Source organism: Neisseria lactamica (genome assembly GCF_901482445.1).
Lineage (GTDB): Bacteria > Pseudomonadota > Gammaproteobacteria > Burkholderiales > Neisseriaceae > Neisseria > Neisseria lactamica.
Genome location: NZ_LR590477.1, coordinates 533,465 through 545,129, shown reverse-complemented (window position 1 = coordinate 545,129; position 11,665 = coordinate 533,465). Strand labels below are relative to the sequence as shown.

The window sequence follows — 11,665 nt, the reverse complement described above, 5'->3', positions numbered from 1 at the left end:
AGACACTTATAGTAAAATATCCGTTTTATTATTTCAGGCAAAAGGTTTCCAAATGATAATCCTTCACGGCATCCCCAATTGCGACACGGTCAAAAAAGCCAAAAACAGGCTTGCCGGATACGGCTTGGAGTTTGAATTTCGGGACTTCAAAAAACGGATGCCGTCTGAAGCGGAAATCTGCTCGTGGCTGGAACAAGTGCCTTTGGAAACCCTGCTCAACAAACGCGGGACAAGCTGGCGCAAACTCGATGCCGAGACACAGCAAAAAGCCCTGTCCTCGACGGCGGAGGCCGTCAAACTGATGTCCGAAATGCCGAGCCTGATCAAGCGTCCCGTATTGGAGTGCGGCGGCAGGGTTTACGCCGGCTTCAGCGAAGAATCTTATCGGGAGATATTCAAACCTTAACCTTCGTGCAGACGCGTATAAAAACCGTTACAATACGCCGCTTGAATTTCCCGATTCCATTCCATATTCCGATTTAAAATATGTTCCATTCCATCGAAAAATACAAAACGCCCGCCCAAGTCCTTTTGGGGCTGATCGCATTAACCTTCGTCGGCTTCGGGGTCAGCACGGCATCCCGTCCGGGTGCCGACTACATCGTCCAAGTGGGCGACGAAAAAATCAGCGAGCAGTCGCTTAACGCCGCCGTCCAAAACGAACAGGCGGACGGCGGCAGCCCTTCGCGCGACGCGGTGTTCCAATCCCTGCTGCAACGCGCCTACCTGAAACAGGGTGCGAAGCTGATGGGCATTTCCGTTTCTTCCGAACAAATCAAGCAAATTATCGTAGACGATCCTAATTTTCACGATGCGGGCGGCAAATTCGACCACGCGCTTTTAAACCGCTACCTGTCGCAACGCCATATGTCTGAAGACCAGTTTGTCGAGGAAATCCGCGATCAGTTTGCCTTACAGAATTTGGTAAACCTCGTCCAAAACGGCGTATTGGTCGGCGACGCGCAGGCGGAACAGCTGATCAGGCTGACCCAGGTCAACCGCACCATCCGTTCGCACACTTTCAACCCCGACGAATTCATCGCCCAAGTCAAAGTGTCTGAAGCCGATTTGCAGAAATTTTATAATGCGAACAAAAAAGACTACCTGCTTCCCCAAGCGGTCAAATTGGAATATGTCGCATTGAATCTGAAAGACTTTGCAGACAAACAGGCCGTCAGCGAAACAGAAGTGAAAAATGCGTATGAAGAGCGCGTGGCGCGTTTGCCGGCAAATGAAGCCAAACCTTCTTTCGAGCAGGAAAAAGCCGCCGTTGAGAACGAATTGAAAATGAAAAAGGCGGTTGCCGACTTCAATAAGGCAAAAGAAAAGCTGGGCGATGACGCGTTCAACCATCCTTCCTCGCTTGACGAAGCCGCCAAAAACAGCGGTTTGAAAGTCGAAACCCAAGAAACTTGGCTGAGCAGGCAGGACGCGCAAATGTCCGGTATGCCCGAAAACCTGATCAATGCCGTATTCAGCGACGACGTATTGAAGAAAAAACACAATTCCGAAGTGCTGACCATCAACAGCGAAACCGCGTGGGTCGTCCGTGCCAAAGAAGTCCGCGAAGAGAAAACCCTACCGTTTGCCGAAGCCAAAGATGCGGTGCGTCAGGCTTATATCCGTACCGAAGCCGCCAAACTTGCCGAAAACAAGGCAAAAGAAGTGCTTACCCAACTGAACGGCGGCAAGGCAGTTGACGTGAAATGGTCGGAAGTGTCCGTTTTGGGCGCGCAGCAGGCAAGGCAGTCTATGCCGCCCGAGGCTTATGCGGAACTGCTGAAAGCAAAACCGGCAAACGGCAAACCCGCCTATGTCAGGCTGACCGGCCTGCCGGCTCCCGTGATTGTCGAGGTGCAGGCAGTCACGCCGCCCGATGATGCCACCGCGCGCATCCCGCTTGCAAAACAGGCTTTGGCGCAACAGCAGTCTGCCAATACCTTCGACCTGCTGATACGTTATTTCAACGGCAAAATCAAACAGACCAAAGGAGCGCAATCGGTCGACAACGGCGACGGTCAGTAATTGACACTTTTGTTGACAACATAACGGTCGGAATATTCCGGCCGTTTTCCCATACGGCGGAATATGATGAGCCACAAAAAACAAGATGCCTTCCAAGGATTGATCGACGCGCTGAAGGTTTTACCCAACGTCGGGCCGAAATCGGCACAACGGATAGCGTATCATTTGCTCCAACACAAGCGCAAAGAGGCTGAAAAACTGGTGGATGCCTTGCAGACGGCATTGAAGCAGGTCGATCATTGCGCGAGGTGCAACACGTTTTGCGAAGGCGGATTGTGCGATATTTGTGCCGATGAAACACGCGACGGGCGGCGGCTGATGGTGGTGCATATGCCTGCCGACGTGTCGAATATGGAAGCGGCAAATTGCCACGACGGGCTGTATTTCGTCCTGATGGGGCAAATCAATACGGCACTGGGAATGGACGTATCGGCCATCGCATTGGACAGGCTGGCGCAACGGCTGGGCGGCGGGGAAGTCGAAGAAATCATTATTGCAACCGCTTTTACCGCAGAAGGCAATGCGACGGCGTATGTCCTGTCCGAGTTTTTTAAAAACCTGCCTTACAAAGTCAGCAGGCTGTCGCAGGGCATCCCCTTGGGCGGCGAATTGGAATATGTCGATGCGGGAACGCTGGCGCAGGCGGTGTACGAACGCCGCCTGATTAAAGAAGGCGGGGCGTAACGCCGCCAATGCAAAATGCCGTCTGAAGCCTTCAGACGGCATTTTTCCGGACGGTTTACTTGCAGTTGAGCCCTTGAATCTGCAACGCGCCTCCGTTGCCGACTTTGAACACGCACTGCGTCGCGCTGCTGCCGGAAACGGTAATGCTGCCGCTGCCGCCGTTCAGGCTGACGGGTTCTTTAACGCCCATACCGACTGCCGTTGCCGCCAGCTTTTGCGCGTCGGCTTCGGAATAAGGCGTGTTGTTGGCATCGATTTTGATTTCTTTGGCGTAGGCAGCCGCAGCGGCGGATAAGGCGATGGCGCACAAAGCAAAAGCAGTTCGGATATTCATTGTTTTCCTCAAGAAACGGTTTTTCTGAAGGAAAGGATAGGGCAGTTTGACGCGTTGTGCAAGTTTTCCGCCCGCTCTGCCGCCCCGTCCCCCGCACTCGGGCGTTCGGACACTGCCGGGGTTTTACGGTACAATAAACTTTTGCCGCCGCCCCCAAACCGCCGTCCGGGGCGGCACGTTTGCAGACATTTTTAAGGTAGCGTTATGTTTTCTCTAGAGGCTTGGATAGGCTTGAGGTATCTCAGGGCGAAAAAGCGCAACGGCTTTATGTCGTTTATTACGATGGTTTCGATTGCCGGAATCGCCTTGGGCGTAACCGCGCTGATTGTTGTCTTGTCGGTTATGAACGGCTTTCAGAAAGAAATACGCGGGCAGCTCCTGAATGTCGCGCCGCACGCCGAAATCGGCTATATCGACAATACGGGTACGGATTGGCGCAACCTGCTTCGGTTTACCGAAAACCGCAAAGGTATTTTGGCTGCCGCTCCCTATGTTTCCAATCAGGCTCTGCTGGCAAACGCGGGCGAAATCAGGGGCGTGCAGATGCGCGGCATTTTGCCGTCTGAAGAGCGCAAAGTGGTGGAATACGGCGACAAAATGCCGGCAGGCAAGTTTGAAGACCTGATTCCGGGCGAGTTTGACATTATCCTCGGTGTCGGTTTGGCTGAGGCACTGGGTGTCGAAGTCGGCAATAAAGTTACCGTTATCACGCCGGAGGGCAACGTTACCCCCGCCGGAGTCGTACCGAGGTTGAAACAGTTTAACGTGGTCGGGCTGGTTAAGACGGGCGTTTACGAAGTGGACAACTCATTGGCGATGACGCATATCCAAGACGCGCGCGTACTGTACCGCTTGGATAAGGAAGTTGCGGGGCTGCGGCTGAAACTCGCCGATCCGCAAAATGCCCCTGCCTTGACGGCAACACTGATTCCGGAGGCGCAAAGGGATACGGTTTGGGTACGTGATTGGACGTACAGCAACCGCAGCTATTTTGAGGCGGTCGAGTTGGAAAAACGGATGATGTTCATCATCCTGACGCTGATTATCGCCGTGGCGGCGTTCAACCTTGTCTCTTCCTTGGTGATGGCGGTTACGGAAAAGCAGGCGGACATCGCGATTTTGCGGACTTTGGGTCTTTCCCCTGCCGGCGTGATGAAGATTTTTATGGTGCAGGGCGCGTTTTCAGGCTTTTTCGGTACACTGGCGGGCGTAGTCTGCGGCGTGCTTTTGGGTTGGAACGTCGGCAGGGTCGTGGCGTTTTTTGAAAACCTGCTCGGTGTCCACCTCATCAATTCGCAGGTTTATTTTATCGACTACCTGCCCAGTGATGTCGATATGGGCGACGTTGCCCTGATTGCCTGCATTTCCTTGGGACTGTCTTTCGTTGCCACGCTCTACCCGAGCCGGCGCGCGTCAAAAACCCAACCGGCGGAGGCTTTGCGTTATGAGTGAGTTGATTTTGAAATGCGAAGGCGTGGGCAAACGCTATCGGGACGGCGGTTTGGACGTTCGGGTGCTGCACGGCTTGGATTTGGAAATCCGCGCGGGGGAAAGCACCGGCATCATCGGTTCTTCGGGCAGCGGCAAATCGACGCTGCTGCATATTTTGGGCGGGCTGGATATGCCGTCTGAAGGCAGGGTGCTGCTGATGGGCGAGGATTTGCGTGCCTTAAACCAGCGGCGTTTGGGCGATTTGCGCAACCGCCATCTCGGTTTCGTGTACCAGTTCCACCATCTTCTGCCTGAATTTTCGGCACTGGAAAACGTGATGATGCCGCTTCTGATTGGCAAAAAAAACCGTGAAGAAGCTGCGGAGGCGGCAATGGCGATGCTGGAAAAGGTCGGACTGAAACACCGTTCGACGCACCGCGCAGGCGAACTTTCAGGCGGCGAACGCCAGCGTGCCGCCATTGCACGCGCCTTGGTTACGCAACCAAAATGCCTGCTTGCCGACGAACCGACCGGCAATCTCGACCGTGCGAACGCCAGGAATGTTTTGGATATGATGCTGGAACTGAAAACAGAATTGGGAACGGGGCTGGTGGTCGTAACGCACGACGACGAACTCGCCGGCCGCTTCGGGCGCGTGATGGTCATGAAGGACGGCAGCCTGCACCCCAAACAGGGCGCAAACGCCTAAACAGCCGAAACAACACGCGCCGTCTGAAGCCCCGCGCCTTCAGACGGCATTTGGATAAGGAATACGATGGAACGGCAGACAGATGAATTTGCCCAAGCGGCGGCAAGGGCGGCAATCCGTTTTTTGGAACACTATGCGGGTTCTGGCGACGAAGTGCTTGCAAACTGTACCGAACGCCTGTTTCAGGCATTGCAGAACGGTCATTCGTTTATCCGTTTGAGCGGTGGCGAGGCTGACGCGCTGTCGGCACTCGCACCCGTGGTCGGAACATCCGCCGCGCCTTTGATTTTGGAAGGCAGAAGGCTGTTTTTGGGCAGGATGTGGCAGTTGGAATACGATTTGGCTGCCGAGATAAAACGCTTGGCGGCAGCCGGCACATCCGCCCCCGACGCGGCAGGTGTGCGGCAAAACCTCGCAAAATGGTTTCAAGGCACGGGCGGCGAAGGGCAGCGCGATGCCGCCGCCTTGGCACTGTTGCAGTCTTTTATGGTGATTACCGGCGGACCCGGGACGGGTAAAACGACGACGGTTGCCAAACTGCTGGCACTGATTTGCGGTGAAGACGAAAATCTTCCCAACATCGCGCTTGCCGCACCGACGGGCAAAGCAGCGGCACATATGGCACGCGCGCTGCACCGTGCAATCAACAGTTTTGACGCGCCCGAGACCGTCCGCCGCCATCTGCTTAAATTGGAAGGGCAAACCGTCCACCGCCTGCTGAAGCTGCGCCCACCCAAAATGCAGCCGGCGTTCAACCCTGTTTACCCGCTGCCGTTTGACGTATTGGTTATCGATGAAGCCTCTATGCTGGATACGGCATTGATGTTGCAACTTTTAAAGGCGGTCAAAACCGGCGCGCGCGTGATTCTGCTGGGGGATGAAAACCAGCTTCCGTCCGTCGGAATCGGGGCGGTGCTGTCCGTTTTGTCGCAAAAAACCGTTTTGGACGGAGAAACGCACCAAAGGCTGGCCGGCTTTCTTCTGGAACACGGTTTCAGCGTCAGCGCAAATCCGCCCGTGTTGGCGCAAAACACCGCCCATCTGTCGTTCAGCCACCGCTTCGGCGACAACAGCGGCATCGGCTGCCTTGCCCGTGCCGCCGTATCGGGCGATGAGGGGGCGTGGGCATTGTTTGACCGGTTTCCGGACGAACTGGAACATTCGGAATGCAGTCCGAACGCCCAAGTCGAAAGATTGTACCGAGCGCACAAAGCCTATTGGCAGGCGGTAAAAGACGGCAATATCGAAGCCGCATACGCGGGCATTTCGGATATCGTGGTTCTGGCAGCTTGGCGGCAGGATGCGGAAGACTTCAACGAAGCCTATTGCCGCCATGTACGCCGCAAAATGAACATACCGGAACATTTGGCATATTTTGCCGGAGAGCCGATTATGATCAGGCAGAACGACTACGCGCTTGAGCTGTTCAACGGCGACATCGGACTGATTATGGAAGATGTCGGACGACAGGGCAGTCTTGCCGCCTATTTCCCCGATACGAACGGATTTAAAAAGGTTGCGGTAAGCTGCCTGCCCGATTTCGAACCCGCTTTCGCGCTGACCGTCCACAAAAGCCAAGGTTCGGAATATCGTGAAGTTTGGCTGCTGCCGCCCTCCGCCGGCAGTTCGGACGACGCGGACGACGCGCTTTCGGGCTTGAGCAGAGGGCTGCTTTACACAGCCATTACCCGCGCGAGGGAAAAGTTCGTATTTTTCGGCGGGGAAGAAGCCTTCCGGCAAGCCGCCGCCACCGTCAAAGCGCGTCAGACGGCATTGGGCAGTATGCTTGGGCGGGTATTTTCACAAGAATAATCCGCCCGAATGCCGCGCCGCCGCCCCTTATGCCTTTTTCAAAAGGTATAGGAAAGTGGTTTCCCGGGTTCGCGCAAAAGCAAGCGGATCGCTCGGATTCGCGGCTTTTTTGTGCTTCGGCTTGGTTTTCATCATATCGGCAACACGCAAACCCGCCCGGATAAATGCCTTTTCCAAAAAATCGGCAGGACGCAGCCCCAAATGCTCTGCAAGGTCGGAAATAATCAGGCGGATTTCGCCGTCGGGATTCAGATGTTTCGGCGCATCCCTTAAAAACGCGGCCAACATCGCAGAATCGGGGTCATATAATGCGGATTCGACGGCGGAAGTCGGCTTGGCGGGCAGCCACGGCGGGTTGCAGACAATCAAATCGGCACGCATATCGGGGAACATATCGGTTTCCCGTATTTCAACCTGTTTTTCCAAACCCAGCCGGGCGATATTGGCCCGGGCGCAGGCAACCGCCCTCGGATTGGTGTCCGTCCCTATTACGGAAGGAATCCCCTGTTTTGCCAATATCGCGGCAAGCACGCCCGAACCCGTCCCGATGTCCAATGCCGTCTGAAACCCTGTTGACGGCGCTTGGGCGAGCAAATCGAGATATTCGCCGCGCAAGGGCGAAAATACGCCGAAAGGGACATATATCCGCCCGCCGGCTTGGGAAACGGCAACGCCCTTTTTATGCCATTCGTGCGCACCTATAAATCCAAGCAGCAGGTTGAGCGGGAGAAAAAAAGGCTTGACGTTAGGCTTGCCGTACACATCCGACAGGGCAGCGCATATATCGGGCGCGCGTTTGTTGTCCAACACAAAACCGGGGCGGATTTCAACGGCAAGCATATTCAGAATACGGCTCTGTTGCGCCTGCTTCATACGGTGGGCGTGGAAAAGGGCGGCGATATCCGCATCGGAACGGACGGCGGCAGGTTTGCGGACCGTCTTCTTCATTGCCGAAAGCACCTGTTTCGCATTGTGGAAATCGCCCTGCCAGACAGTTGCAATATTTTGATGGGCGGCTTTCAAAACAGCGTCCGCGCCGCACTCCCGGACACAAACCCGGCCTTTGGGCGGCTTTTGCACACTTTCGTTGCGCCATTCGGCCCCGTCGTCCGGAAAAATAAAATGAGACATAAAATCTCCGCGTGTAAATGATGATGGAACGATTCCCGACGAAACCGGCCTACCGGCTTTCCCATCGGTTTGCCCCTGCGGCTCAAACAATCAATAATCCCTTATGCCCGCCGCCATACAGGGGAATTGACCGCCTTATCCGATGTTCCGAAACAGGGCGGCAACCGGGAAACACCGATCCGCACCCGATGCCGTCTGAAGCATCCGGGGCTTCAGACGGCATTTTATCCGAATCCCCGACCTTACAAATATAGTGGATTAACAAAAATCAGGACAAGGCGACGAAGCCGCAGACAGTACAAATAGTACGGAACCGATTCACTTGGTGCTTGAGCACCTTAGAGAATCGTTCTCTTTGAGCTAAGGCGAGGCAACGCCGTACCGGTTTTTGTTAATCCACTATAAAGCGCGTATGCTTGAAATAATACCTTCAACCCCAATGTACGCGAAAATCGGCAATCTGTCAGACACAAGAGAGTACCTATGACACAAAAAGAAAAGCATTTTGAGGAATATGCCGCCCTGGCAACCCTTCCTTTGCGGGATGTCGTCGTTTACCCGCATATGGTTCTGCCGCTGTTTGTCGGCAGGGAGAAATCCATCGCCGCGCTGGAAAACGCCATTACCCGCGAGGAATCGGTTTTCCTGTTGGCGCAAACCGATGCCGCAGTGGAAAACCCCGCAGCCGCCGACCTGTATCAGACCGGTACCGTCGCACAAGTCTTACAGGTATTGAAACTGCCGGACGGCACGGTAAAAGTGCTGGTCGAAGGGCTGTATCGCGGACGCGTCCTGACCATTGAAGACACAGGCGGGCTGTTCGTTTCCCATATAGAGGCGGTCGTGGAAGAAGACACGGGCGGCAATACCGACCTCGAAGCCGTGCGCCGCACCCTGTTGGCGCAGTTTGAACAATACGCCAAACTCAATAAAAAAATCCCTGCCGAAATCATCGGCAGCATCAACGGCATTGCCGAAAACAGCCGGCTAACCGATACGGTCGCGGCGCATTTGCAGTTGAAACTGGCGCAACGCCAACAGATTTTGGAAATTCCCGAAATCGGCAAACGGATGGAATTCCTGCTGGCACAGCTGGAATCCGAACTCGACATCATGCAGGCCGAAAAACGCATACGCGGACGCGTCAAACGCCAAATGGAAAAATCCCAACGCGAATATTATCTGAACGAACAGATTAAAGCGATACACAAAGAACTGGGCGAAGAAGACGAAAACGGCGAACTGGATGCCTTGGAAGCAGATATCAAAAAGGCGGGTATGACCAAAGAAGCGGAAGAAAAATGCCTGTCCGAACTGAAAAAGCTCAAAATAATGCCGCCGATGTCTGCGGAATCCACCGTCGTACGCAACTACATCGACACTTTGCTCGAGCTGCCGTGGAAGAAAAAATCCCGCGTCAGCAAAGACATCGCCAAAGCCGGACTGGTGCTGGATACCGACCACTACGGCTTGGAAAAAGTCAAAGAACGGATTTTGGAATACCTCGCCGTCCAAAAACGTATGGACAAACTCAAAGGCCCGATTCTGTGCCTGGTCGGTCCTCCGGGCGTGGGCAAAACCTCTTTGGGCGAATCCATCGCCAAAGCAACGGGGCGGAAATATGTCCGCATGGCTTTGGGCGGCGTGCGCGACGAAAGCGAAATCCGGGGACACCGCCGCACCTATATCGGCTCTATGCCCGGTAAGATTTTGCAGAATATGGCAAAAGCCGGCGTGAAAAACCCCTTGTTCCTGCTCGACGAAATCGACAAATTGGGCAACGACTTCCGGGGCGATCCCGCCAGCGCGCTGCTTGAAGTGCTCGATCCCGAACAAAACAACAAGTTTGCCGATCATTATGCGGAAGTGGATTACGACTTGAGCGATGTGATGTTTATCGCCACATCCAATAGTTTGAATATTCCGACTCCGTTGCTCGACCGTATGGAAATCATCCGCCTGTCCGGCTATACCGAAGATGAAAAAATCAATATTGCGATGCAGTATCTCGTGCCGAAGCAAATGAAACGCAACGGCGTGAAAGAAAGCGAATTAATCGTCGAAGAAAGCGCGGTGCGCGATATTATCCGTTATTACACCCGTGAAGCCGGTGTGCGTTCGCTCGACCGCGAAATTGCCAAAATCTGCCGCAAAGTGGTGATGCAGATTACCTTGGACGAAGACGCAAAAACCAAAAAAACCGGAAAAGCCAAGCCTAAGGCGGTTAAAGTCAATGAGAAAAACCTGCACGACTATTTGGGCGTGCGCCGCTTCGATTACGGCGTTGCCGAAAGCGAAAACCGCATCGGGCAGGTTACCGGTTTGGCGTGGACGGAAGTCGGCGGCGAATTGCTGACCGTCGAGGCTGCGGCCTTGCCGGGCAAAGGCGTGATTCAGTGTACCGGCCAGTTGGGCGATGTGATGAAAGAATCCGTGTCCGCAGCGTGGTCGGTTGTCCGTTCCCGTGCGGAATCAGTGGGTTTGGCTCCTGATTTTTACGAGAAAAAAGACATCCACATCCACGTTCCCGAAGGCGCGACGCCGAAAGACGGTCCGAGTGCGGGTATTGCGATGACCTTGGCGGCGGTATCTGCCTTTACCAAAATCCCGGTACGCGCCGATGTGGCGATGACGGGCGAAATTACCCTGCGCGGCGAAGTTTTGCCCATCGGCGGTTTGAAGGAAAAACTGTTGGCAGCCTTGCGCGGCGGCATCAAACACGTCCTGATTCCGAAAGACAACGTCAAAGACTTGGAAGAAATCCCTGAAAACGTGAAAACCGGCCTGGCCATCCATCCGGTCAAATGGATAGACGAAGTCCTCGCTTTGGGCTTGGAAAGCCCGCCGACACCCCGGGTTGCGCCTTTCAGTGCCGAAGGAGTGCCGCTTGAAGCCGCCAAGCCTAAGTCAAGGGCGAAAGCGGCCAAACACTGATTTTGTAAAAAATGTGTTGCAAAAGATGCGGGTTTGCCCTGAAAGCCCGTAAAATAGGGCAATTCCGTATTTTCTGCTTGACACGGTATTTTCAGAATTGCTATAAAGCGCAAAGGTACTCAAAAGTACGAAGCCCCGAATATTCGGGCATTTCATCATTTTTTAGATAAGAAGGGACTGATTGTGAACAAGTCTGAATTGATTGAAGCGATTGCTCAAGAAGCCGGCATTTCCAAAGCCGCCGCACAAAAAGCTTTGGATGCCACTACCAACGCCGTAACCGACGCGCTGAAAAAAGGCGACACGGTGACTTTGGTCGGTTTCGGTACTTTCTACGTCGGCGAACGTGCGGAACGCCAAGGCCGCAATCCCAAAACCGGCGAGCCTCTGACCATTGCCGCAGCCAAAACGCCTAAATTCCGTGCAGGTAAAGCATTGAAAGACGCACTGTAAATTGTTTGTCTTTGATAAAAAGCCGATTTTTGAAGAATCGGCTTTTTGTTTGCCCCGCCGAATCCGGATGAGGGTCTGTCTGTCGGATTCTGATGGAAAAATGCCGTCTGAAATGCTTTTCCCGCGTTCAGACGGCATCCCGGTCCGGCAGT

At 54.3% G+C, this 11,665-nt stretch carries 10 protein-coding genes; 8 read left to right on the top strand and 2 right to left on the bottom strand.

Annotated elements, in window-relative coordinates:
* Positions 1–52 precede the first annotated feature (52 nt).
* The 3 genes from FGL10_RS03075 to recR all read left to right on the top strand — a co-directional run bounded on the left by FGL10_RS03075 (position 53) and on the right by recR (position 2,709).
* Positions 53–406: an arsenate reductase gene (locus FGL10_RS03075; RefSeq protein ID WP_003709982.1), complete on the top strand. Its 354-nt coding sequence runs from the start codon at positions 53–55 to the stop codon at positions 404–406.
* Positions 407–486: 80 nt separating this feature from the next.
* Positions 487–2,025 (top strand): SurA N-terminal domain-containing protein, encoded by a 1,539-nt coding sequence (locus FGL10_RS03070; protein ID WP_003709980.1) that lies wholly within the window; start codon positions 487–489, stop codon positions 2,023–2,025.
* Between the two features lie 66 nt (positions 2,026–2,091).
* Positions 2,092–2,709 (top strand): recombination mediator RecR, encoded by a 618-nt coding sequence (gene recR, locus FGL10_RS03065; protein ID WP_002237005.1) that lies wholly within the window; start codon positions 2,092–2,094, stop codon positions 2,707–2,709.
* Positions 2,710–2,764: 55 nt separating this feature from the next.
* Here the strand turns inward: recR and FGL10_RS03060 are convergent, their stop codons facing one another.
* Entirely contained in the window at positions 2,765–3,043 is a 279-nt protein-coding gene (locus FGL10_RS03060) for a hypothetical protein (RefSeq protein WP_003709976.1), read from the bottom strand.
* 204 nt (positions 3,044–3,247) lie between these two features.
* Here FGL10_RS03060 and FGL10_RS03055 point away from each other — a divergent pair, with 204 nt between their 5' ends.
* From FGL10_RS03055 to recD, 3 genes are all read left to right on the top strand, one after another.
* A complete protein-coding gene (locus FGL10_RS03055) occupies positions 3,248–4,495 on the top strand; it encodes a lipoprotein-releasing ABC transporter permease subunit (protein WP_003709971.1) in 1,248 nt (415 codons plus the stop codon).
* Entirely contained in the window at positions 4,488–5,183 is a 696-nt protein-coding gene (gene lolD / locus FGL10_RS03050; RefSeq protein ID WP_003709970.1) for a lipoprotein-releasing ABC transporter ATP-binding protein LolD, read from the top strand. Before FGL10_RS03055 ends, lolD begins: the two co-directional genes overlap by 8 nt.
* A 66-nt stretch (positions 5,184–5,249) precedes the next feature.
* A complete protein-coding gene (gene recD, locus FGL10_RS03045; RefSeq protein ID WP_003709968.1) occupies positions 5,250–6,995 on the top strand; it encodes an exodeoxyribonuclease V subunit alpha in 1,746 nt (581 codons plus the stop codon).
* 27 nt (positions 6,996–7,022) lie between these two features.
* Here recD and FGL10_RS03040 read toward each other — a convergent pair whose 3' ends face one another.
* A complete protein-coding gene (locus FGL10_RS03040; protein WP_003709966.1) occupies positions 7,023–8,126 on the bottom strand; it encodes a methyltransferase in 1,104 nt (367 codons plus the stop codon).
* A 483-nt stretch (positions 8,127–8,609) separates the two neighbouring features.
* Between FGL10_RS03040 and lon the strand changes: the two genes are divergently transcribed.
* Both lon and FGL10_RS03015 read left to right on the top strand, forming a co-directional pair.
* Positions 8,610–11,060, top strand: coding sequence for an endopeptidase La (lon, locus tag FGL10_RS03025; RefSeq protein WP_036475062.1), 2,451 nt, complete (start codon positions 8,610–8,612; stop codon positions 11,058–11,060).
* A gap of 183 nt (positions 11,061–11,243) precedes the next feature.
* On the top strand, positions 11,244–11,513 hold the full coding sequence (locus tag FGL10_RS03015) for an HU family DNA-binding protein (protein ID WP_003710331.1): 270 nt from the start codon (positions 11,244–11,246) through the stop codon (positions 11,511–11,513).
* Positions 11,514–11,665: the final 152 nt, after the last annotated feature.

Coding starts and splice junctions, on each gene's coding strand:
- recR (WP_002237005.1), top strand. CDS start 2,092: ATGAGCCACAAAAAACAAGATGCCTTCCAAGGATTGATCGACGCGCTG.
- FGL10_RS03075 (WP_003709982.1), top strand. CDS start 53: ATGATAATCCTTCACGGCATCCCCAATTGCGACACGGTCAAAAAAGCC.
- lolD (WP_003709970.1), top strand. CDS start 4,488: ATGAGTGAGTTGATTTTGAAATGCGAAGGCGTGGGCAAACGCTATCGG.
- FGL10_RS03060 (WP_003709976.1), bottom strand. CDS start 3,043: ATGAATATCCGAACTGCTTTTGCTTTGTGCGCCATCGCCTTATCCGCC.
- lon (WP_036475062.1), top strand. CDS start 8,610: ATGACACAAAAAGAAAAGCATTTTGAGGAATATGCCGCCCTGGCAACC.
- FGL10_RS03070 (WP_003709980.1), top strand. CDS start 487: ATGTTCCATTCCATCGAAAAATACAAAACGCCCGCCCAAGTCCTTTTG.
- recD (WP_003709968.1), top strand. CDS start 5,250: ATGGAACGGCAGACAGATGAATTTGCCCAAGCGGCGGCAAGGGCGGCA.
- FGL10_RS03055 (WP_003709971.1), top strand. CDS start 3,248: ATGTTTTCTCTAGAGGCTTGGATAGGCTTGAGGTATCTCAGGGCGAAA.
- FGL10_RS03040 (WP_003709966.1), bottom strand. CDS start 8,126: ATGTCTCATTTTATTTTTCCGGACGACGGGGCCGAATGGCGCAACGAA.